At 70.1% G+C, this 22,481-nt stretch carries 20 protein-coding genes, 1 pseudogene and 1 riboswitch; of the genes and pseudogenes, 13 read left to right on the forward strand and 8 right to left on the reverse strand.

Annotation, left to right across the window (positions count from 1 at the left end):
* Window positions 1-20 precede the first annotated feature (20 nt).
* From R0145_RS04390 to R0145_RS04415, 6 genes and pseudogenes are all read left to right on the forward strand, one after another.
* A pseudogene (locus R0145_RS04390) lies at window positions 21-416 on the forward strand (cytidine deaminase); the annotation flags it as partial.
* A 287-nt stretch (window positions 417-703) separates the two neighbouring features.
* Window positions 704-1,849 (forward strand): adenosine deaminase, encoded by a 1,146-nt coding sequence (locus R0145_RS04395; protein ID WP_317839195.1) that lies wholly within the window; start codon window positions 704-706, stop codon window positions 1,847-1,849.
* A 154-nt stretch (window positions 1,850-2,003) separates the two neighbouring features.
* Window positions 2,004-3,626, forward strand: a complete 1,623-nt coding sequence (locus R0145_RS04400) for a VWA domain-containing protein (protein WP_317839196.1) — start codon at window positions 2,004-2,006, stop codon at window positions 3,624-3,626.
* The gene (locus R0145_RS04405) at window positions 3,623-4,237 is read left to right on the forward strand and encodes a 5-bromo-4-chloroindolyl phosphate hydrolysis family protein (protein WP_317839197.1); all 615 of its coding nucleotides are present in this window, start codon (window positions 3,623-3,625) and stop codon (window positions 4,235-4,237) included. The genes R0145_RS04400 and R0145_RS04405 overlap by 4 nt, the downstream gene beginning before the upstream one ends.
* A gap of 1 nt (window position 4,238) precedes the next feature.
* Window positions 4,239-5,363: a hypothetical protein gene (locus tag R0145_RS04410; protein ID WP_317839198.1), complete on the forward strand. Its 1,125-nt coding sequence runs from the start codon at window positions 4,239-4,241 to the stop codon at window positions 5,361-5,363.
* Between the two features lie 98 nt (window positions 5,364-5,461).
* Window positions 5,462-6,844: a toxic anion resistance protein gene (locus tag R0145_RS04415; RefSeq protein ID WP_317839200.1), complete on the forward strand. Its 1,383-nt coding sequence runs from the start codon at window positions 5,462-5,464 to the stop codon at window positions 6,842-6,844.
* 1 nt (window position 6,845) lies between these two features.
* Here the strand turns inward: R0145_RS04415 and R0145_RS04420 are convergent, their stop codons facing one another.
* The gene (locus R0145_RS04420; protein WP_317839201.1) at window positions 6,846-7,361 is read right to left on the reverse strand and encodes a hypothetical protein; all 516 of its coding nucleotides are present in this window, start codon (window positions 7,359-7,361) and stop codon (window positions 6,846-6,848) included.
* Between the two features lie 139 nt (window positions 7,362-7,500).
* On the opposite strand from R0145_RS04420, the gene metG reads away from it, so the two are divergent.
* Both metG and R0145_RS04430 read left to right on the forward strand, forming a co-directional pair.
* Complete coding sequence (gene metG / locus R0145_RS04425; RefSeq protein WP_317839202.1) at window positions 7,501-9,297, forward strand: methionine--tRNA ligase; 1,797 nt, start codon at window positions 7,501-7,503, stop codon at window positions 9,295-9,297.
* Between the two features lie 68 nt (window positions 9,298-9,365).
* Window positions 9,366-9,944, forward strand: coding sequence for a winged helix-turn-helix domain-containing protein (locus tag R0145_RS04430; protein ID WP_317839203.1), 579 nt, complete (start codon window positions 9,366-9,368; stop codon window positions 9,942-9,944).
* A 108-nt stretch (window positions 9,945-10,052) separates the two neighbouring features.
* Here the strand turns inward: R0145_RS04430 and R0145_RS04435 are convergent, their stop codons facing one another.
* Entirely contained in the window at window positions 10,053-10,418 is a 366-nt protein-coding gene (locus tag R0145_RS04435; RefSeq protein ID WP_317839204.1) for a GntR family transcriptional regulator, read from the reverse strand.
* 408 nt (window positions 10,419-10,826) lie between these two features.
* Between R0145_RS04435 and R0145_RS04440 the strand changes: the two genes are divergently transcribed.
* Entirely contained in the window at window positions 10,827-12,314 is a 1,488-nt protein-coding gene (locus tag R0145_RS04440) for an HNH endonuclease signature motif containing protein (protein ID WP_317839205.1), read from the forward strand.
* 67 nt (window positions 12,315-12,381) lie between these two features.
* Window positions 12,382-12,966, forward strand: coding sequence for a hypothetical protein (locus R0145_RS04445; RefSeq protein WP_317839206.1), 585 nt, complete (start codon window positions 12,382-12,384; stop codon window positions 12,964-12,966).
* 169 nt (window positions 12,967-13,135) lie between these two features.
* Here R0145_RS04445 and R0145_RS04450 read toward each other — a convergent pair whose 3' ends face one another.
* The 4 genes from R0145_RS04450 to R0145_RS04465 all read right to left on the reverse strand — a co-directional run bounded on the left by R0145_RS04450 (window position 13,136) and on the right by R0145_RS04465 (window position 15,627).
* The gene (locus R0145_RS04450) at window positions 13,136-13,525 is read right to left on the reverse strand and encodes a hypothetical protein (protein WP_317839207.1); all 390 of its coding nucleotides are present in this window, start codon (window positions 13,523-13,525) and stop codon (window positions 13,136-13,138) included.
* Window positions 13,526-13,583: 58 nt separating this feature from the next.
* The gene (locus tag R0145_RS04455) at window positions 13,584-13,955 is read right to left on the reverse strand and encodes a type II toxin-antitoxin system VapC family toxin (protein WP_317839208.1); all 372 of its coding nucleotides are present in this window, start codon (window positions 13,953-13,955) and stop codon (window positions 13,584-13,586) included.
* Window positions 13,952-14,149: a type II toxin-antitoxin system VapB family antitoxin gene (locus R0145_RS04460; protein ID WP_317839209.1), complete on the reverse strand. Its 198-nt coding sequence runs from the start codon at window positions 14,147-14,149 to the stop codon at window positions 13,952-13,954. The genes R0145_RS04455 and R0145_RS04460 overlap by 4 nt, the downstream gene beginning before the upstream one ends.
* A 116-nt stretch (window positions 14,150-14,265) precedes the next feature.
* A complete protein-coding gene (locus R0145_RS04465; RefSeq protein WP_317839210.1) occupies window positions 14,266-15,627 on the reverse strand; it encodes a purine-cytosine permease family protein in 1,362 nt (453 codons plus the stop codon).
* Window positions 15,621-15,746, reverse strand: a riboswitch (TPP riboswitch). Its footprint overlaps the gene before it by 7 nt.
* 194 nt (window positions 15,747-15,940) lie before the next feature.
* On the opposite strand from R0145_RS04465, the gene R0145_RS04470 reads away from it, so the two are divergent.
* Window positions 15,941-16,384, forward strand: coding sequence for a DUF485 domain-containing protein (locus tag R0145_RS04470; protein ID WP_317839211.1), 444 nt, complete (start codon window positions 15,941-15,943; stop codon window positions 16,382-16,384).
* Window positions 16,384-18,030 (forward strand): sodium:solute symporter family transporter, encoded by a 1,647-nt coding sequence (locus R0145_RS04475; RefSeq protein ID WP_317839212.1) that lies wholly within the window; start codon window positions 16,384-16,386, stop codon window positions 18,028-18,030. Before R0145_RS04470 ends, R0145_RS04475 begins: the two co-directional genes overlap by 1 nt.
* A 108-nt stretch (window positions 18,031-18,138) precedes the next feature.
* Here the strand turns inward: R0145_RS04475 and R0145_RS04480 are convergent, their stop codons facing one another.
* Both R0145_RS04480 and R0145_RS04485 read right to left on the reverse strand, forming a co-directional pair.
* Window positions 18,139-19,839 carry a phospho-sugar mutase gene (locus tag R0145_RS04480; RefSeq protein WP_317839213.1) on the reverse strand — a complete coding sequence of 567 codons (1,701 nt, stop codon included), beginning with the start codon at window positions 19,837-19,839 and terminating at the stop codon, window positions 18,139-18,141.
* The gene (locus tag R0145_RS04485) at window positions 19,836-20,714 is read right to left on the reverse strand and encodes a purine-nucleoside phosphorylase (protein WP_317839214.1); all 879 of its coding nucleotides are present in this window, start codon (window positions 20,712-20,714) and stop codon (window positions 19,836-19,838) included. Before R0145_RS04485 ends, R0145_RS04480 begins: the two co-directional genes overlap by 4 nt.
* Before the next feature lie 201 nt (window positions 20,715-20,915).
* Here R0145_RS04485 and R0145_RS04490 point away from each other — a divergent pair, with 201 nt between their 5' ends.
* Window positions 20,916-22,334 carry an NAD(P)H-quinone dehydrogenase gene (locus tag R0145_RS04490; protein WP_317839215.1) on the forward strand — a complete coding sequence of 473 codons (1,419 nt, stop codon included), beginning with the start codon at window positions 20,916-20,918 and terminating at the stop codon, window positions 22,332-22,334.
* Window positions 22,335-22,481: the final 147 nt, after the last annotated feature.

Below are 22,481 nucleotides of genomic sequence, written 5' to 3' on the forward strand. Positions count from 1 at the left end.
CCGAGGATCGAGGAGCTCCGATGACCGAGATCGACTGGGCCGCGCTCCGGCGCGCGGCCCGCGCGGCCTGTGGTCGGGCGTACGCCCCCTACTCCGGGTTCCCGGTCGGCGCCGCGGCGCTGGTCGACGACGGCAGGGTGGTGTCCGGCTGCAACGTCGAGAACGCCTCGTACGGGGTCACCCTGTGCGCCGAATGCGGTCTGGTGTCCTCCTTGGCGCTGGGCGGCGGTGGCCGCCTGGTGGCCCTCGTCTGCGTGGACGCCACCGGGGGACCACTGATGCCCTGCGGCCGGTGCCGGCAGCTGCTGGACGAGCACGCCGCCCCCGGGATGCTGGTGCAGACCGGGGACGGGCCGATCACGCTGGGCGCGCTGCTGCCCCGGGCGTTCGGACCGGTCGATCTGGAACGGGTCGCGGCCGAACCGGTGGTGGCCGGGCCGCTGCCCGCCCCGGCGTCCTCGCGGCCGACCCCGGTGTCTCCTCGACCGGTCTCCCCGCGGCCGGCCCCGGCCGAGCCTGCGGACCTCCCCGCGGACACCCCGGTCGGCCCACCGGCGGCACCGGCCGCGGCCCCTCCCGCGGCGACCGCCCCGGGACCGGACCAGGCGTACGACCCGGCGCGACGTCCGTACGATCGGCATGACGACCCCCGGTACGGCGGCACCCCCGCCGCACCGGACACTTTCGACCCCGAGGACTTCCAGTGACCTCCACGGATCTCGGCGACCCCGCCGATCCCCGCTCCCTCGCCCCCCACCCCGCCGCCCCCAACCCTGCTGACCCCCGCCCCCTGGACCGGGCCCGGCTGCGGGACCTGCCCAAGGTCGCGTTGCACGACCACCTGGATGGCGGGCTGCGACCGCGCACGCTGCTCGAGCTGGCCGCCGCGGTCGGCCATCCGCTGCCCGCGGACTCACCGGCGGCACTGGCCGACTGGTTCTTCGAGGCGGCGAACTCGGGCTCCCTGGAACGCTATCTGGAGACCTTCGAGCACACCGTCGCGGCGATGCAGACCGAGGAGGCGCTGCACCGGGTGGCGTACGAGTTCGTCCTCGACCAGGTCGACGACGGGGTGGTCTACGCGGAGGCGCGGTGGGCACCGGAGCAGCACCTGCGTCACGGGCTGACGCTGTCCGCCACCGTCCGGGCGGTCGGCGCCGGCCTCAAGGACGGGATGGCCGCGGCGCGCCGGGACGGGCATCCGATCATCGTCCGACAGCTGCTCACGGCGATGCGCCAGGCCGATCGGTGGGAGGAGATCGCCGGTCTGACGATCCGCCGCGACGACGACGTGGTTGCCGGCTTCGACATCGCCGGGCCCGAGATCGGCTTCCCACCGACGCGGCATCTGGAGGCGTTCCGGAGCCTTGAACGGGCCGGTGTGCCGTACACCATCCATGCCGGTGAGGCGGCCGGTCCGGTCTCGATCGCCGAGGCGGTCGACGTGTGCCACGCCGATCGGATCGGACACGGGGTGCGGATCGTCGAGGATATCGACCTGACCGGGGAAACTCCGGTGCTCGGTGAGATCGCCACCGAGATCCGCGAGCTGCGGATTCCGTTGGAGGTCTGCCCGACGTCGAACCTGCAGACCGGGGTGGCAGCGACCCTGGCCGAGCACCCGGTGGACATTCTCCATCGGCTCGGCTTCTCGGTGACGATTTCGTGTGACAACCGGCTGGTCAGCCGCACGACGCTGAGCCGGGAGTACGCCCGGTTGGTGGAGACCTTCGGATGGACGCTGGCCGACATCCGACGGACCGTCGACATCGCCGTCGGAGCCGCGTTCGTCGACGAGGTGACCCGAACGCGGCTGGCCGAGGTGGTCGCCGCCCAGTGGCCGCGATAGGGGATCGGCTGCGCGGGGCTCGCAGCGGCATGCGCCCCAAGACCGCCGACCCGGGCGCCCGCGACGCAGCCGACAACCTGATCGTCACTGTTCGTTCACTCGTAGTTCATCTGTAGTGCTGGGTGAGGGCCCTCCGATCCGTCAGCATGGGGACATGCCTCCACGTCGACGGACCCTCGGTGCGCTCGGCGCCACCTTCGCCCTCGCTCTCGTCCTCGGACTCGCGGCCTGCGGCGGCGGGGGAGCGGCGGCGCCGTCGGATCGTACGCTGCGGATCGTCGCCGGGTCGGAACAGCGGGCCGTCCTCGACGAGATCGTGGTGCCGTGGTGCAAGGCGCAGCGCTACACCTGCGAGTACACCCTGATGGGTTCGGTCGACCAGGCCCGGTTACTGCAGTCGGGCTCGACCAAGTACGACGCCTACTGGTTCGCCTCCTCGGTGTTCGCCCAGATCGGCGATTCCCAGGGCACGCTGCGTGACACCCAGTCGATGTTCGTCACCCCGGTGGTCTTCGCCGGCCGCACCTCGGCGATGCAGCGACTCGGGCTGGTCGGCAGGTCGGACGTCACCGTCGGCGACGTCCTCACCGCCATCCAGGGCGGCTCGGTGAAGGTCTGGTCGACCAACCCGACCCAGTCCAACTCGGGGGCGACCACCCTGCTGGCCTTCATGAACCACTTCGCCGGCAACGGACCGGGGCAGCCGCTGACCGCGGCCCAGCTCGACTCCCCGGCCGTCGACCAGGGCATCACCACCTTCGTCCAAGCGATGGACCGGACGCCCCCGTCGACCGGCACGATGATGGAGGAGTGTGTCGCCGCCCCCGACCAGTGCGACACCGTGTTCACCTACGAGGCGCTGGTGATCGAGCAGAACAAGCAGCTCGTCGCGCAGGGCAAGGAGCCGTTCTACGCGGTCTATCCGCAGGGGGCGCTGGCGATCAGCGACGCCCCGCTGGGCTTCCTGCCGACCGGGACGGCCGACCAGGCCAAGGAGAAGATCCTGCTCGCGCTGCAGGACTACCTGCTGAAGGACGACGCGGCGCGCAGCGCCCTGCTCGGGCTCGGGCGCCGTCCCGCCGATGCCATTGGGCTCACCCTCGACCACCCCGACACGACGGTGTTCAACCCGGCCTGGGGGATCAAGACCGACATCCGGGAGCAGGGCATCAGCTATCCTTCCGCCGCGGTGATCGAGCAGGCGCTGGAGCGCTACCACACCCGCTACCGCCGTCCGGTGACCAGTTACTACTGTCTCGACGGCTCCGGCTCGATGTCCGGGGACGGCTGGGACGGTGTGAAGGCGGCGGCGCACCAGGTCTTCGATCCGGACCAGGCCCGGCTCAACCTGCTGCAGACCGGCCCGCAGGACCGGACCACCGTGCAGGTCTTCAACGACCGCCGAGCGGCCGGGCCGTTCACCGTGGACGGCAACGACCCGGCTCAGCTGCGCCAGCTGGAAGCCGATGTGACGGCCTACAAGCCGGGCGGTGGCACCAACATGTACCGCTGCCTCGACGATGCGGTCGCCGAGCTGGCCAAGGACACCATCGCGGGCCGCAAGAAGCTCATCGTGGTGATGTCCGACGGTCGGTCCACCGGCGACGCGACGGCCGGCCAGGACCGGGTCCGCGCCGCCGGGGTGCCGGTGGTGTCGATCGCCTTCGGTGACGCCGACCCGGACCAGCTCACCGGCGTCGCGCAGGCCAGCGGCGGGGCGTACGTGAAGTCGGACGACCTGGTGGCGGCGCTGCGCGAGGCGGCGGGGTACAAGTGATCCGGCGACTCGCCGCACCACTGGCGATCCTGGTCGCGATCGCCGTGTTCGTGGTGCTCTTCCTGCTGCTCTCCGGCGCCGGGCCGGCGCTGCGGTTGGGCGCGCCGGTGCTGCTGGCAGCGGTGGCGGCGACCGGGACCTACCTGATGCTGGCCCGCTCCGAGCACCAGCTGCAGGCCGACGACTACAGCAGTGACGCCCGGGCCAGGGTGCGCGAGGTCGAGGCCACCCTGCAGAAGACCGGCACCGCGGCCCGCCGGATCCGCGACCCGCAGGTCCGGGCGGCCGTCGCCCGCGCCGGCGAGGTGGTGCCCGAGCTGCTCGACCGGATCGCCGAGACCCAGCCGAGCAGCCTCTACTCCTCGGCCGCCCGCTTCGGTGGCCATGTCACCAGCCTGCTCGGGCTGGTCGAGAAGTACGCCGACATCGAGCAGCACCCCGAGTACTACACCGAGGCACCGCGGCTGCTGGCCGACGGCCGGGCGGCGGTCGAGCGCTTCGACCAGTTCGCCCTCGACAGCATCCGTCTCGTCACCCAGGGGGACATGGCCGAGTACCAGGCCAACCTGGACACCGTGGCACCCCCCGAGCTACCCACCCTGGAAGGTTGAGATGCGCCATCGCGGAAGGTTCTTCGTCGGCCTGGCACTGGTGCTGGCGGTGCTCGTCGCCGGCGGCTACCTGATCATCCGGCAGCAGACCTGGGTCCCGCAGGTGACGGTCAGCTGCGTCGGCGGCTCGGAGAAGTCCGAGTTCATGCACGACCCGGACGTCGTCCGGATCCTCAAGGACCGCTACGGGCTGACCGTCAACTGGCAGTCGATGGGCTCCTACGACCAGGTGCTGATGTCCACCGACGAGATCAAGCAGCGCGGCTGGGACTGCCTGTGGCCGTCCAGCGCCTCGGCTCAGCACGTGTTCGAGGCCAAACATGCCGGTGCGTTCGGCCAGTACCGCGCCGAGACGGTGCTGCAGTCGCCGGAGGTGGTGTACGCCGGCCCGCAGGGGACCGATGCCCTGGTCCGCGCCGGACTGGTCGAGCAGCGCAACGGCACCCACTACATCGTCAACACCCGCGGGCTGCTGCTGGACAACGCGCTGAAGGGGAAGACCTGGCAGGACCTCAAGGCCGGCAACCTGCAGGGCCCGGTCAACATCTCCTCCACCGACCCGGTGAAGTCCAACTCCGGCTTCACCCTCGCCCAGCTCGAACTGACCATGGTGGCCACCCCGGACGCCTCCCGGCCGCCCACCCCGGACGAGGCCCGCCAGGCACTGCCGACGATGCGGCGGATCTACGACTCCCAGGGCCTCCAGGCCACCTCCTCCGACAACGGCTTCCGGCAGTGGCTCACCCAGGGCGGGGAGTACCAGTCCCCGCTGTACGCCGGCTACGAGAACCAGATCATCCAGCAGGTGACCTCCGGGCCGCGCGCCGACGCGGTGCTCAAGGAGGTCCGCATCCTCTACCCCGAGCCGACGATCTACTCCGACCACCCGGTGCTTGCCCTGAATGCCGATGCGGCGCGACTGATCGAGGCCCTCAAGGACGAGGAGCTGCAGACCCTGGCCTGGAAGCGCTACGGCTTCCGGTCCGCGATCAACGCCGGGTTGAACGACGTCGCCGACTTCTCCCAGATCCCGCTGGCGCCGCAGTTCCGCACCATCCCCGCCCCGAACTCCGAGGTGACCCTGGCGCTGCTGAGTTGCCTGCAGGACCGTACGACCTGCGGCTGATCCGCCCCGACCCCGCCTCCCGACCCCGCCTCCCGACCTTCCGCCCACCGGGCCGCCACCACCGGGCCCGCCCCGACCGATCCCGACAGGAGCAGTCCATGTCCGAGATGTCCATCGATTTCGGTGCCCTCACCGGTGGCGCCCCGCCGGCCGCCGGTGCCGCCGACTCCGCCCTCGCCGGCGTCGCCGACCAGCTGCTGCACGAGCAGAAGTCCGGCACCGGGGAGCTCCGGATCGGCGGTGAGTCCGCCGCCGACGTGGCCCTGCCCGGTCAGGCCCCCGGCCAGTTCAGCTGTCTGGCGATGCTGTCGGCGACCCAACAGGAGCAGGCCCGGTCGGCCGGTAAGCAGCTGTTCCCGAAGATGCTCAACAACACCGACCTGATGGCCGAGTTCGGCAACCAGGCCATCGACGCGGTGAACATGCAGGTCAACCGGATCTTCCGCGAGCTCGGCCCGGTCGAGATCCCGGAGCTGACCGCGATGATGAAGCAGATCAACGACACGATGCGGTCCTTCCGGAAGCGCTACGACCCGAACGCCCCCGACGTCCGGGAGGCGTTCGACCGGTTCATGGACTCGGTCCGCGGGGTCTTCCGCCGCGGTCGCGACTTCGTCGAGATGCTCTTCGAGGAGTCCCGTACGGTCGAGCAGCAACTGGACCGGATCGCCGGCCAGCTCGTCGACAAGCAGCGGGAACTCAAGCGCAACGTGGTGCTCTGCGACGAGCTCTACCGGGCCAACGAGCAGTCGATCAGCCAGCTCGTCGGCGCGATCGCAGTGATGGAGACCATCCGGGACGAGGCCGCCCAGGCCCTGCAGGGCATCGTCATCGACCCCGCCGATCCGGACAAGCGGGACAAGGAGGAGCTGCGCAACCGGATCGCCGAGTTCATCCAGGCGATGGAGGTGCGGGTCAACGAGTTCCAGCAGCGCCTCTTCGTCGCCTGGTCGACCTCCCCGCAGGTGCGCAACACCCGCACCCTGCACTACGGACTGGGACAGCGACTCGCCCTGTTGGTCAACCTGACCATCCCGACGATGAAGCTCACCATCGCCCAGTGGGCGCTGCTGCTGCAGGCCCAGCAGGCCGCCGAGATGCAGCAGGCCGTCGCCGACGGAGCGAACGACGTCCTGCAGGCGTACGCCCAGGCGTCCGGCCGTACGGTCGGCGAGGTGGCCCGGACCATCCAGACCCCGACGCTGCGCCCGGAGACGATCCTGGAGGTCGCCACCTCGCTGGACCAGCAGGCCGAGTCGATGATCGACGCGGTGAAGTACGGCCACCAGGCCCGTCAGGACGTGGTCAACGCGCTGATCGCCGCGCAGCACTCGATCAGCCAGTCCTCCGACAAGCTGGCCGGGACGGTCGCCGAGCTGGTGACGAAGGCCGAGGAGCCGCTCGCCCTGCCGGCGATCCCACAGCTGCCCGACGCGGTGCTGGAGCAGTCGTCACGGCTGGCGCAGCCCGCGCAGCGCTGAGCTATCCGGCGCGGCGCGGCGGCCGGGACCCGTCGCCGAGGGCGGTCGCTCCGCCGGAGAGTTCGGTGATCGCGGCCGCCAGGGCCGAACGGGTCGCGTCGGTGACGATCACCGGCCACCGCCAGGGCGGCAGCCCCTCGGCGGCGACCTCGAGGTAGCTCCCGGAGCGATGCAGCCAGCTGAGGCTGAAGTCACCCCACTCCCGGGTGACCGGGTCGGCGCCCTCACCGGGATCGAGCCGCAGACCGTCGTGGTCGAGGGTGAGCAGCTCCGGTGAGCCACTGTCGCTGATCGGGTAGTGCTGCTTGTGCCGGAACGACCAGCCGGCGCCGATCCCCAGCAGCACCAGCAGGATGCCCGGCACCAGACTGGTCTGGCGCTCGCCGACGAGCGCCGCCACGATGAGCCACACCCCGCCACCGATGCCGATCAGGACCGAACCGATCAGCCCGATCCGGCCGTTGCGCCGCATGTCGGCCCACCGCCTGCGGTCGATGCGCACGACGAAGCTCTCCATGGGGCGAGTATGTCAGCCCGCGGTGCAGCCGGGTCGGTTCGCGGGAGGATTGCCCGACCGGTGCGGGGCCGGCCCGGCGCGGGTGTGGGACCGTATCGCCGGCGTCGGGCCCGGCGCGGCGGGCGATATCGTGTGACCCATGACTTCATCCCGTGTGCTGACCGCTGTTGCCTGGCCGTACGCGAACGGACCTCGCCACATCGGCCACGTGTCCGGCTTCGGCGTACCCTCCGATGTCTACGCGCGGTACATGCGGATGAGCGGCCACCAGGTGCTGATGGTGTCGGGCACCGACGAACACGGCACCCCGATCTCGGTGCAGGCGGAGAAGGAGGGCGTCCCGGTCCGGGAGCTCGCCGACAAGTACAACCGGATCATCGTCGAGGACCTGCAGGGGCTGGGCCTGTCGTACGACCTGTTCACCCGGACGACGACGCGGAACCACTACCGGGTGACCCAGGAGGTCTTCCTGTCGCTGCACCGCAACGGCTACGTGGTCGCCCGGCCGACCCGCGGCGCGATCAGCCCGTCGACGGGGCGTACGCTGCCCGACCGCTACATCGAGGGCACCTGTCCGATCTGCGGCTACGAGTTCGCCCGCGGCGACCAGTGCGACAACTGCGGCAACCAGCTCGACCCGATCGACCTGAAGAACCCCCGCTCCCGGATCAACGGCGAGACGCCGCTGTTCGTCGAGACCGAGCACTTCTTCCTCGACCTGCCGGCGCTGGCCGGATCGATCAGCGACTGGCTGGCGACCCGCAAGGACTGGCGGCCCAATGTGATCAAGTTCTCCCAGCACCTGATCGACGATCTCCGGCCGCGGGCCATCACCCGTGACCTCGACTGGGGGGTCCCGATCCCGCTGGACGGCTGGCGCGAGGAGCCGATGAAGCGGCTCTACGTGTGGTTCGACGCGGTCATCGGCTACCTGTCGGCAAGCATCGAATGGGCCGCCCGGACCGGCGACCCGGATGCGTGGAAGGCGTGGTGGCACGACCCGGAGACCGTCGCCTCGTACTTCATGGGCAAGGACAACATCGTTTTCCACACGGTGATCTGGCCCGGCATGCTGCTCGGCCACAACGGGCAGGGCGATCACGGCGGTGAGCCCGGCACGTTCGGGGTGCTCGACCTGCCCACCGAGGTGGTCTCCTCGGAGTACCTGACGATGAGTGGCTCGAAGTTCTCCACCTCGCGCGGCCGGGTGATCTACGTCGGCGACTTCCTGAGGGAGTTCGGCCCCGACGCGCTGCGGTATTTCATCGCGGTGGCCGGCCCGGAGAACCAGGACACCGACTTCACCTGGGAGGAGTTCGTCCGCCGCAACAACACCGAGCTCGCCGCCCAGTGGGGCAACCTGGTCAACCGCGCGGTCTCGATGGCCTGGAAGAACGTCGGGGCGATCCCGCAGCCCGGTGAGCTGCAGGAGGTGGACCGTACGCTGCTCGACGCCTCCCGCGCGGCTTTTGACATTGTCGGCGAGGCGCTGACGCACAGCCACTTCAAGCACGGCATCGGCGAGGTGATGCGGATCGTCGGGCTGGCGAACCAGTACCTCTCCGAGACCGAGCCGTGGAAGCTGAAGGACGACCCGGCCCGCCGCGACACTGTGCTGTGGACGGTGCTTCAGGTGGTCTCCGACTGCAACACGATGTTCACCCCGTTCCTGCCGCACTCGGCGCAGAAGATCTACGAGATGCTCGGCGGTGAGGGTGTCTGGGCGGCGCTGCCGCAGATCCGTACGGTCTCCGAGGAGGGCGGCCCGGACTACTCGGTGTTGATGGGCGACTACGCCTCGGCGGCGGCCGTCTGGGAGTCCCGACTGGTGCAGCCCGGCATCCCGCTGGCCAAGCCGGAGCCGCTGTTCGCCAAGCTCGACGAGAAGCTGGCCGAGACCGGGCCGGAGTGGGCGCCGATCGAGGCCGCGGTCTGAGAGCCGCCGGGTCGGACCCGCCGTTCGACTGCTTGACGGTGTGTTAACTGGATAATAACCTCCAGTATATGAGAACAGCGCCGCCGTTGGTCGCGCCGATCTTCCGGTCGGAGGGACAGGCGCGCCTACTCGCCGCACTCTTGTTGACCCAGGACGAGATGAGCCTGACTGATCTCGCTGAGCGTACGCAATTGGCGTATCCGACCGCGCACCGTGAGGTCGGGCGGCTGCTCGATGCCGGCGTGCTCGCCGAACGTCGGATCGGGCGGACGCGGCTGATCCGGGCCAATCCGGACAGCCCACTGGTGCCGCCGCTGCGGGAGATCCTGCTCATCGCCACTGGACCGGTGGTCCTGCTGGCGGATGCCCTCGTCGCGATTCCGAAGATCGAGTGCGCTTTCCTGTACGGGTCGTTCGCCGCGCGCGCACAAGGCGAACCTGGACCGCCGCCTCACGACATCGACGTGATGGTGATCGGCACCCCCGATCCGGTCGCCGTGGACGACGTCTGTGAACAGGTCGAATTGCGGGTCGGGCGGCCGGTCAACGCTACGATCCTTACTTCTTGGGAGTGGTCGGAGGACACTGGCTTCTTGCAGAACGTCCGTGCCCGTCCACGGGTGGCGATCCTCGGGAACCTGCCGTGATATTCGCGCCGCTGACTCCGGCGCAGCACAACGCCATCGGTGAGCTGGTCGGGACTCGACGTCTTGAGGCGGTGCCGCCAGACCTCGAACGCGCGGATGCCTTCACAGTCAGTCCAGCTCGCTGCCGAGGTCGGTGCGCAGATATCCGGCGATCGCGGTCGTGTCCAGACCGAGCGCCCGCATCGCCGTCAGATACTCGTGGGTGAGTCGATCGGCTTCGGCGGAGACATCCGGACGCTGCAGCGCCACCCGGGTCCCGTGTCGGCCGGCCGTCTCGACGTGGCCGGCGGCCTCCAGCTCCCGGTACGCCCGGGCGACCGTGTTGGGGGCGATGCCGAGATCCTCGGCGAGTCGACGCACGGGGGGAAGCCTGGTGCCGGGGAGGAGGGTGCCCGCCCGGATCTGATCGATCACCTGCTGTCGCAACTGCTCGTACGGTGCGGTCCGGGCTGCGGGGTCGATGCGGAGCACCATGGTCACACTGTCCCCGGCGCCATGTAGTCGGTCGCGTCGACGGCCGCACTGCGAGCGATCACGATGGCGATCCACAGTGCCATGGTGTCCATCAGCCCTCCTCAGAGGAAATTGTATCAATACAAATAATGTACTGATACAAAGGTGGTGGTGCAAGGGGTGCTGCGGGGTGGAGTCCAACGGCATCGCTGTCGTGGCTGCTAGACCGCCCGGCACACGGGTCCGCCCCGGGTCTCGCCGCATATTCGCCGGCTGCGGGTGATTGTCAGTGGGATGGTGGAGGCTTTGACCTGTATCGTACATGTGTTCGCATGAGGGGGAGTCGTGTGGGGCTGGTCAGATGCGGTCGGTGTGGAGCGAATGCCACAGGCGCGGGCTGAGGACGTGGGGGTCGGGATCCAAGGGGCGGTGACCGCTCAGGCCCGGTGCGACGCCCGGCTGTTGGAACTGGTGGGTGAGTTCGATGCGGGCACGGGGTGGGCCTGGTACGACGGGATCACCTCGTGTGTGCACTGGCTGATGTGGGCCTGTTCGATGGGTCCCGGCACTGCGCGGGAGCATCTGCGGGTGGCTCGCGCGCTGCGCTCGATGCCGATCATCGCGGCCCGGTTCGCGGACGGGGACCTGACGTATTCGAAGGTGCGGGAGCTGACGAGGGTCGCCGGGCAGGTCGACGAGGACGCACTGTGTGATCTCGCCCTCGCCCAGACCGCGTCCCAACTGGCGCGGACGGTCCGGGAGTACCGTGCCCACGCCGGCACCCACCTCGGCCAGGAGTCGCGGCGGCGGTTGTCGTGGCGGGAGACCGACGACGGGATGGTCAGGCTCAGCGTCACCCTGCTGCCCGAGGAAGCCGCGGTGCTGCACGGCGCGCTCGATGCCGCCACCGACCTCCAGCTCGATGCCCCCGGCTCCGGTTCGGACCCGGAGCCGTCACGTCCGGCGTTGGATCAGGTCGCCGGGCTGTGTGAGGTTGCCCGGGGATATCTGACCACGGTGCCCGCGTCGTCGGTCGACGATCCTCATCTTGTCGTCGTCCATGTCGACGCCGAATGCCTCGCCGCCACTTTCGATCAGCCGGTCGCCCGCGAGCCTGCAGTGCCCGGAGCAGCAGGCTCCGGGATCGTGGGTGTGCCCTCCGCCACCGGAGACGGAGACGCTACCTGCGACGTTCCCGCGGGAACGTCCCCGCGACCTCGGGTGGAGGTCGGGCCGAGCCATGATGTGCTCGACGGTCCAGCCCACGACATCCGGGGCTACAACCACAACCGGCGCCACAACGACAACCGGGGTCACTCCGATCCGGTCCAGCATGGTCGGGCGTGGATCGAACGCGGCGGTCCGATCGAGGCCGCGACGGCGGCCCGCCACGCCTGTGATGCGCCGCTGATCGGGATGATCATCGACCGTCACGGTGACATCCTGGCGATGGGACGAGCCCGGCGTCTGGCCAGCCCGGCTCAACGGCGGGCCCTCCGCGTACGCGACGGCGGCTGTCGCTTCCCGGGGTGTTCCCAGCACCGCCGTCTCAAGGCCCACCACATCGTGTCCTGGGCCGACGGTGGCCCGACCGATCTGGACAACCTGATCCTGCTCTGCCAGGCTCACCACACCTACGTCCACGAGGGCGGGGTCCGGATCACCGGCGGCCCCGGAGCGTGGGTGTTCATCCTGCCCGGCGGCACGGTGATCAACCCGGCCGGCCCCGACACGGCGATGGCTTCCGACCAGATCGACGCGATCGTACGAGGAGCGACAGAGGCCGCCGCCCGCCAACCGGACCGGGTGTTCCCGCCCGGCGCGGGCGAAGGCTTCGAGATCGTCGCATGCGTCCGACGACTCTTCGACATCCGGCTACCCACCGACACTCCGCCCGCCCTCGACCCTGCGGCATAGGTGGCGCAGCGGGTCGCCGGCAGGAGTTCGCCGGCAGGTGGCTGAGTCCGCGACCTACAGTGTGACCATGGTCCAGCCGAACGGAACGGTGATCACCCTGGTGGCCGGTGACGCGCAGACCGTCGAGGATCTCCTGGAGAAGTTGGAGCGACGCCACCTGCACAACGTCGATGCGGTCTCGCTGCGCTCCGGGGACGCCCGGGACGCGACCCCCAGGCTGTTGTCGTCGCACGCCACCTACATCGTCAGCGACGCCGATCCCCTCGAGCACGTCGCCGCGGCCTGGGTGGAGTTCTTCGACAGCAGGTCCACCCTCGGTACCCTCGAGATCGAGGTGGAGCGCGCCGTGGAGCAGCTGGAGTCGGGTGTGGTGGTGATGCCGGACTACTACCTGCTGCTCGACCCGGTGGGGCTCGAGGGCACCTGGCGGCACTGGTGGCTCGGCGTTCTGCCGGCCCAGTCCCGTAACCGGGTGCTGCCGACACCGGCCTCCGTCGACCGCGTCAACAGGCTGCTGTCCCGGCTCCCCAGCGGGCGGGCCTGGCCGCGACCGGCGCGGTGGCTGCGTACGCTCGAGCGGACCGTCCCCGACCGGGCCGGCTTGGAGTCCGGCTCCATGTCGGGACTGACCGAGATGGGGTCGTCTGACTGAGATGATGCTGTCTGACTGAGCGCGGGTCGTCGGACCCGGCTCGCGCCGTGCACAGCGGCACTGCGAGCGCTGCCGCCGGCGCGAGGTACGTGCGTCGCACGTCGTGAAGTTGCCGCCGGATGGTCTCAGTTGGCGCCTGATGTCTTAGCTGGGGAGTGCACCTCCAGGGTCACTCCGGGTAGGCCTGCTCCGTGCGATCCAGCAACGGAGCGGGGAGGCCGCTCAGGTGTGGCTGGAAGAAGCCCAGCGCATAGTCGTCGATCACCTGGTGGGCGTACGTTCCGGACTTCGGGCCGGCCAGGCCGAACCATCGCAGCCCCCGCGACCACAGTGGCGCATCGGTGAAGTCCACGTGTGAGATGTCGGGGATCCGCACGTAGTACCCCTGCGTCCCCAACTGGTCGAGGGTGGCCCGCATCGTCGCATGGTGGGCTGCGATCTGCTCCTCGGACCAGCCGCCGGGAGCGTTCGCGACGGCGTTCGTGGTGGTGCCGCACAGGCTGTGCGGGGCCTCGGCGGGTAGAGGGGAGATCCGCGCCGGCGCCGATCGCTGTAGCACGCCCCGCCGGGCGGTGCGTCGTCTCCGCTGTCGCTGGTTGTGGGCCGTCGTGGTGCCCTCAGACCACCGGGGCGAAGCCGATACCCGCCTCGTCGCAGGCGGCGGCGAGGCGCTTGTCCCGGGTCCACACCGTCGCGCCTTCGACGAGCAGCGCGGAGCCGAACAGATGCGCATCCACCGCACTGAGGCCTCGGCCCCACAACCGGTGGGCCGCGACGAGTGCCAGCAGCTCGTGGTGGCTGAGTGTCGGGAATCGACGCAGGCCGGTGAGTTCCCTGATCAGCGTGCCTCGCCGCCGCAGTGACCCGAGAGCCAACTCCTCGATCACCATCGGGTGGCATCCGACGAGGTCATTCTCGAGGAGGCTGATCAGGCCTGGCTCGGCCGCATGAAGGTGATCGATCCACACTGACGTGTCGACGAGGATCACGCGACACTGCCCCGTCGGCGTGGTGCCGACGTCGCCTGCTCGTCGCTACCGCCGAGGAGTGCGAGACGCCTCGCACTCTCGACCCGGATGAGGGTCTCCAGACCGGCGCGCAGTAGCGCCGCCCGCTCGGTGATACCGGTGAGCTCGCTGGCTCGGGCCATCAGCTCATCATCGATCGTCACGGTGGTCCGCATCGATATCACCCTCCTGCGTTCGAGCTGACTGCATCAATTGATGCATTCCATGATGCCAGATCGGATGATGGCCGGCGCCGGTGAGCCGATCCTGACAGCGCAGCTCGAGGGGCGGCTCACCCAATGGGCGTGACCGTACGCCGCCACCGCCCGACCAGACCGATCAGCGCCGTCGCCACTGCCGCCACCGCGATGCTGCCCACCGACGAGCCCAGCCAGGACGGAGCGCTGAGGTGCAGGGCGGCGGCCAGGCCGGCCCACAGGTCGGACCAGCCGGGGATCTCTCCGGGGTAGATGAGCTGATAGGCGAGGAATCCGCAGGCCCAGGCGATCACCGGTCCGGGGCGGAACGGCGCACGGTCGGACACGTCCCACCGACCGCGCCGGACCACGGCGAAGTCGACCACCGCCACGGTGAACAGCGGCACGAAGACCGACCCGATCAGGTAGAGGAAGCTCTGGTAGCGGGAGAAGTCCAGCAGCCCCGCCAGCAGCGTGCAGAGGATGCCGATCCCGATCGACAGCACCCGGCGATCGACGTTCGGCGCCAGGTTGTGCACCGACATGGTGGTCGAATAGATGTTTGCGAACGCTTCGTCCACCTCGTCGACCATCAGGATGAACAGCGCGATGCCACCGGCCGGCAGGCCGACCAGGGCACCGATCAGCTTCGCGTCGGACAGGTCGCCGGTGAGGTGGGCGATGGCGAACACGCCCAGCGTGTAGTAAGCGATCGCGGCCAGTCCGTAGCCGGCGGCCGCGCCGGTGAAGGCCGCCCGGGTGGAGCGGGAGTGCCGCGAGTAGTCGGCGGCGAGCGGGGCGAAGGAGACCACCCCAGCCACCGCGAGGTCGACCGCCGGCCAGAAGCCGATCACGTGCGACTGGTCGATCGGGTGCACCGGCTCCCGCAGCACCATCACGAACAGGTACACCGAGCAGGCGATCACCAGCCACACCATGATGGTGCGCAGCAGCTTGACCGACCCGAGGGGACGCACGGCCATCGTGGTGGTGACCGCCCCGGCGACCAGCACGAACGGCCACCGCCACCCCGATCCCAGGATCGTCGCCGCAGTCGTGGAGATCACGATGATCTCCATCGTCCCCCAACCGATGTTCTGCGCGATGTTGAGCACCGTCGGCACGATCGACCCGCGGCGGCCGAGCAGGCCGCGCAGCGCGACCATCGACGGTGCCCCGGTGACCGCGCCGAAGGTCGCCGCCCCGCCGAGGATGACGGCTCCGATCGCACAGCCGACGACGGTGGCGAGGATGCCCAGGCCGACCGAGCCGACCGACAGGCCGATCAGGGCGCCGGTGAGGGGGCCGAAGAGCGAGATCCCGAGATTGGCCCACAGGGCAGTCTGGGCCCAGGCCCCGAGAGTACGGGGCGGTTCGGTGCTGAGGACCAGTGGCGCCTCGACGGGGCCTCCGGCTGCGTTCTCGGCGGTCGACAATTGCGGTGACTCGACAGTCATGGATGTCATCTCCCTACGCCGGCATGATCCGGTCAGGTTCGTCCGGTCGGTCGACCAGCCCCTGGAGGCACTCGACCCTCTCAGCCCGCCATCTGGTGCGGACTCCCGTGCATTGGATAGGCAGACCCTACCACCGGTCCTCTCGCGTCCGCGCGCCCGGTCTTGTCCTGCGCTGGAGCAGGACCCTTCGGGGTGCATGTGACTGAAATCACAAAGATCTGTGCTCCCTGAGAGTTGACCTGTGACCCTGCTTACAGCGACTCTCTATGCACGACCAACGGGGCTGTCACCCCGCTGATTATGAGGAGCGACAATGACGCCGCACACCCAGTTGCCGCACTCCGGTGAGCCACCGGAAGTGGAGGCCAATCTCCCGAAGCACCACGCACCTCTCCCCGAGATCTGGGACAAGGACCGCGAAGGACTTCACGATCCGGAGGGCATCGATTTCATCGCTGTCCAGAACTCCGCGGAGTACCGGGAACTCCGCAGCTCCCACGTCCGTTTCGCCTTCCCGATGGTGATCGTCTTCGTGGGCTACTACTTCGTCTTCGTGCTGCTGTCGACCTATGCGCCCGGCTTCGTGGGCGCCCGGATCGGCGACAGCTACATCCCCTGGGGCGTTCCCCTGGGGCTGCTGGCCTTCGCCAGCACCTGGTTCGTGACGTGGGCGTACGTCCGCCACGCCAACCGCAACCTCGACCCCCGGTCCACTGCGCTGCGTGAGCGCCTGGAGCAGAAGGGCGGTGCCCGGTGATGCCGACCCTCTCGACGCTGACCCCGCTCGCCGTCTCGTACGGCAACCCGCTGATCAACATCTCCATCTTCGTGGTGTTCGTGATCTTCACCATGGCCGTGGTGATCACCGTCACCCGCAATGCGGACAAGAAGGCCGCCGCCAGCTTCTACACCGGCGGCGCGGCCTTCTCCGGCCGTCAGAACGGCCTGGCCATCACCGGTGACTACCTGTCGGCGGCCGCCTTCCTCGGCGTCACCGGCGCGATCGCGATCAACGGTTTCGACGGCTTCCTCTACTCCGTCGGGTTCTTCGTGGCCTGGATCATCGCGCTGACCCTGGTCGCCGAACCGCTGCGCAACACCGGCCGCTACACCATGGCCGACGTGCTGTCGTTCCGGATGGAGTCCCGTCCGGTCCGTACGGCCGCCGCGATCTCCACCCTGGTGATCTCGTTCGTGTACCTGCTGGCGCAGATGGCCGGGGCCGGTGGCCTCGTCGCCCTGCTGCTCGGCATCAAGGGCACGGTCGGCCAGAACCTGGTGATCGGCGTGGTCGGCGCCATCATGATCGCGTACGTGCTGATCGGCGGCATGAAGGGCACCACCTGGGTGCAGATGATCAAGGCCGTCCTGCTGGTCTCCGGCGCGACGATCATGGCCATCTGGGTCCTCGTCTACGCCAACTTCAACGTCTCAGCCCTGCTGCGCGACGCCATCGCGCACCACACCGGCGGCGAGGCGATCCTCAAGCCGGGTCTGCAGTACGGCAAGGACTGGGCGACCAAGCTGTCGTTCGTCTCGTTGGCGATCGCACTGGTCACCGGCCCGTCCGGTCTGCCGCACGTGCTGATGCGCTTCTACACCGTGCCGACGGCCAAGGAAGCCCGCCGCTCGGCGGTCTGGGCGATCAACCTGGTCGGCCTGTTCTTCCTGGTCACCTTCATCCTCGGCTACGGCGCCATCTGGCTCGTCGGCCAGAACGGCGGTGACATGGGCAACACGATCATCAACGGGGCGCCGGGCAAGGCGAACGCCGCAGCTCCGCTGCTCGCGCTGATGCTCGGTGGCGAGATCATGATGGGCATCATCTCCGGTGTCGCCTTCGCGACCATCCTCGCGGTCGTCGCCGGCCTGACCATCACCGCCTCGGCGTCCTTCGCCCACGACATCTACAACAACGTGATGAAGGGCGGCAACGTCGACGCCGCCGCCGAGGTGCGGGTCGCCCGGATCACCTCGGTGATCATCGGCATCCTCGCCGTGATCGGTGGCATCTTCGCCAACGGCCAGAACATCGCCTTCCTGATCTCGTTGGCCTTCGGGGTGGCGGCCTCGGCCAATCTCCCGGCGATCCTGTTCACGCTGTACTGGCGCCGGTTCAACACCCGCGGGTCGGTCTGGTCGATCTACACCGGCCTGATCACCTCAGTGGTGCTGATCGCCTTCTCGCCGGCTATCTCCGGGGACAAGGCGGCGTTCTTCCCGGGGGCCGATTTCGCCTGGTTCCCGTTGACCAACCCGACGATCGTCGCCCTCCCGCTGGCCTTCCTGATGGGGTGGCTCGGCACGATCACCGCGAAGAACACCGCCGACAAGGCGCTGCAGGCCGAGATGGAGGTCCGCTCGATGACCGGTCTCGGCGCCGGCGAGGCCGTCGTGCACTGACCCTGCCCGGGCCGGTGTGGATCGATCGCTGATCCGGATCGGCCCGGGGTAGCCCTGATCAGGGGGGAGGGGCCCGGACCGTGAGTGGTCCGGGCCCCTGTCGTACGTTCAGGAGCTCTCCGTACCCAGCCCGAGCACGCCGGTGACCTCGACGCCGAGCGCCGCGAGGCGGGCCGCGGCGTGGGTCCGGGCCGCGGCGAGGTCGCTCGACTCGTCCGGGGTCATCCACACCTCGAGGTAGCACTTCAGCTTCGGCTCGGTCCCCGACGGCCGCACCACCACCCGCGTCGTCCGCCCCGCCAGGACCACGGCGTCGGTGGGCGGCAGATCCGCGGTGCCGTCCCGCAGTTCGGTGGCCCGCACCGGTTCACCGGCCAGTGTGGTCGGGATCGCTGTCCGCAGTCGCTGCATGGCGGCCGTGATGACCTCCGGGTGCTCCGAGCGGAAGGCCAGTTGCGCGGTGGCGTGCAGCCCGTGGGCGCGCATCACCGCGTCGAGGGCGTCGGCCAACGTACGGCCCTCGTCGGCGCACCGCCCGGCGAGGTCGAGCACCCTGACCAGGGTGGTGATGCCGTCCTTGTCGGCCACTGCCGCCGGATCGGTGCAGTAGCCGAGTGCCTCCTCGTAGCCGAAGGTGAGGTCGGGGACCCGGCCGATCCATTTGAAGCCGGTCAGGGTGGTGACGTGGCGGGCCCCGGCCGCCGCGCACATCCGGGCCAACAGGGTCGAGGAGACCACCGAACTGGCGTACACCCCGGTCGGGTGGCTCTGCAGTAGGTCGGCGGCGAGCAGGACGCCGAGCTCGTCTCCGCGCAGCATCCGCCAGCCGTCCGGTCCCGGGAGGGCGACGGCGCACCGGTCGGCGTCCGGGTCGTGGGCGACGACGAGATCGGCGTCGGTACGGGCGGCCAGGTCCAGGGCCAGGTCGAGGGCGCCGGGCTCCTCCGGGTTGGGGAAGGGAAGGGTGGGGAAGTCGGGGTCCGGCGTGGCCTGGGCGGTGACCACCGCGGGTGCCGGCAGGCCGGCCGCTTCGAGGACCCGGCGTACGGTGGCCAGACCCACGCCGTGCATCGGGGTGTAGACCCACCGCAGTGGTCGGCTGGCCGTCGCGGACAGCGCCTCGGCCCGGGGTGTGCTGAGCAGCGAGGCGGCACGGGCGACGTACCGGTCGACCAGCTCCGGGCCGGCGGTACGGAAACCGGCCCGGGGGAGGGCCCGGACCGGTTCGTGACTCACCGCAGCGATCCGGGCGGCGATGTCGGCGTCGGCCGGCGGGATGATCTGGGAGCCGTCCCCGAGGTAGACCTTGTAGCCGTTGTCGGTCGCCGGATTGTGGGAGGCGGTCACCACCACCGCGGCGGCACACCCCAGGGCCCGGATGCCGTACGCGATGACCGGGGTGGGGATCGGCCCGTCGAGCAGCACCGCGTCGAGCCCGTGGCCGGCGATGATCCCCGCCGTGTCGCGGGCGAAGACATCGGAGTGATGCCGGGCGTCGTGCCCGATCAGCACCCGGCCCCCAGCCTGCCCGGTGTCGAGCAGGTAGCGGGCCAGGCCGACCGCGGCCCGGGCCACGACGACCCGGTTCATCCGCGCCGGACCGGGACCGAGCGGCCCGCGCAGGCCGGCGGTGCCGAACGCCAACGGACCGGCGAAGGCCGACCGGAGCTCGCCGAGCGCCGCGGGATCCCCGGTGCGGGCGGCCTCGACCAGCGCGTCCAGCGTCGCGACGGTCGCCGGATCGGGGTCCTCCGCTCGCCAGGCCGCGGTCGGGGCGAACAGGTCGCCGGCATCCTCCGGCGTGGTCACAGGACCGCCATCAGGTCGGCGAGTAGCGCCCGCAACCGGGGCCCGGCCGCGGCGCCCGCGGCGAGCACCTCCGCGTGGTCCAGCGGCCGGTCGGAGACGCCGGCGGCGAGGTTGGTGACCAAGGACAGGCCGAGCACCTCCAGTCCCTTCTCGCGGGCGGCGATGGTCTCCAGGGCGGTGGACATCCCCACCAGGTCGCCGCCGATCCGGCGGGCGAACTCGACCTCGGCGGGGGTCTCGTACTGCGGGCCGTGGAACTGCACGTACACCCCCTCCGGCATCTCCGGGCGGAGCGCCCGCAGCACAGCCCGCAACCGCGGCGAGTAGGCCTCGGACATGCTCACGAACGACGGCCCGCGCAGCGGCGTGGTGCCGGTGAGGTTGATGTGGTCGCGCAGCATCACCGGGGTGCCCGGGCCCCATTCCGGCCGGGTGGAGCCGCAGCCGTTGGTGAGCACCAGCAGCCGGGCCCCGGCCGCCGCGGCGGTCCGCACCCCGTGCACCACAGCGTCGACGCCGAGCCCCTCGTAGAGGTGGGTACGTCCGGTGAAGAGCAGCGCGATCGCCCCCGTCGACGTCCGGACCGCCACCACCTCGCCACCGTGTCCGGCGACGATCGGCGCCCGGAAGCCCGGCAGATCGGCCAGCCGGGCACTTGCCAGCGGCGTGCCCAGCGCGTCGCGACCCTCCGACCAGCCCGAGCCGAGGACCACGGCCAGATCGGCATGATCGATCCCGAGGGTGTGCCGCAGCGCGGCCGCAGCCGCGGCGGCGAGGTCGTCCGGTGTGCCGGTGAACGGACTGTCCGGTGCCCTGCCGCCGGGGGGAACTGAGGTGGGGGAGTGCGTGCCCGGGAACCGGTGGGTCTCGCTCATGGGCGTGAGTCTGTCACGTCGATGTGTCCCACGGGGCAGGTCAGGGCGGTCGGCAGCGGCGGGTGCGGCCCGGAGAGCCCGCTCACTGCCGGCGGCCGGTACGGTCCGCGGCAGTGAGCGGGGCGTTCATGCGATCCGCGTCACGGCACCAGGATGCCCGTGAAGCGGCGTCGGACCGTGCCTCATGGAAGAATGCCCGGTGTGACCAAGGTTGTGATCATCGGTGGAGGACCAGGCGGATACGAAGCGGCCCTCGTGGGGGCCCAGCTCGGCGGGGAGGTGACCCTGGTCGACAGTGACGGCATCGGCGGATCGGCTGTCCTGACCGACTGTGTGCCCTCGAAGACGTTGATCGCGACGTCGAACGTCATGTCGACGATGGAGCAGGCCTCGGGGCAGGGGTTGTACTCGGCGGGCGGGGGCACCGACCTCACCCACACCGTGTTCACCGACCTCGGGGCGGTCAACACCCGGGTCATCCACCTCGCGGAGGCGCAGTCCGGGGACATCGCGACCCGACTGGTCAAGGAGGGCGTACGGATCGTCCGTGGCCGGGGCCGTCTCGACGGCACCCATGCGGTGGTGGCGACCACCGAGTTCGGCGAGGAACGCCTCGAGGCCGACGTCATCCTGGTCTCGACCGGCGCTCACCCGAGGGTGCTGCCCGATGCCCGCCCCGACGGGGAACGGATCCTGGACTGGACCCAGGTCTACAACCTCACCGAGCTGCCGGAGCACCTGATCGTCGTCGGTTCCGGCGTCACGGGTGCCGAGTTCGCCAACGCGTACGACGCCCTCGGTGTCCGGGTGACCCTGGTGTCCTCGCGGGACATGGTGCTGCCCGGCGAGGATCCCGATGCCGCCCGGGTGCTGCAGGATGTCTTCGAGCGTCGCGGCATCACCATTATCAGCCGCGCCCGGGCGGTCTCCGCCCGGCGGGAGGGCGACGGGGTGGTCGTCGGTCTGGAGGACGGCCGTGAGGTGTCCGGATCGCACGTCCTGATGGCGGTCGGGTCGATCCCGAACACGGCGGACATGGGCCTGGAGGCGGCCGGGGTCGCACTGGACCGGCGCGGCTACGTGACCGTGGACAAGGTGTCGCGCACCTCCGCACGGGGGGTCTACGCCGCCGGCGACTGTACGGGTGTCTTTGCTCTCGCCTCGGTCGCCGCCATGCAGGGGCGGATCGCGATGTGGCACGCGCTCGGGGACGCGGTGCCGCAGCTGCGCCAGGAGACCATCGCCTCGAACATCTTCACCGCCCCCGAGATCGCCACCGTCGGTGTCACCCAGAAGGACATCGACGAGGGCCGCTCGACGGCCGATGCTGTGACGATGTCGCTGGCGTCCAATGCCCGGGCGAAGATGCAGGGCTTCACCGACGGCTTCGTGAAGCTGTTCTGCCTGCCGATCACCGGGATCATCGTCGGTGGCGTGATCGTCGCCCCGACCGCCTCGGAGCTGATCCACGCGGTGTCCCTCGCGGTGGCGCAGCGGATCACTGTCGACGACTTCGCCCATGCGTTCACCGTCTATCCGTCGCTGTCGGGATCGGTCGCCGAGGCCGCGCGGCGGTTGCACAACCACGGCCAGAACGCCACCTCCGAGCTGACCAACTGAGCCAGGAGTCCTGGGCCGCGCGCCCCTTGGGCCCGGGCCCAGGGGGACCCGTGAGCCCGGGCTCCGGGCTGCCGGTCCTGAGGGGCACCGCCGGCGGGTGAGAGGGTACGCGTGAAGAGCCCGGGTCACCTGCGCGCCCCCGGCGGG

It is taken from the genome of Raineyella sp. W15-4 (assembly GCF_033170155.1).
GTDB lineage: Bacteria > Actinomycetota > Actinomycetes > Propionibacteriales > Propionibacteriaceae > Raineyella.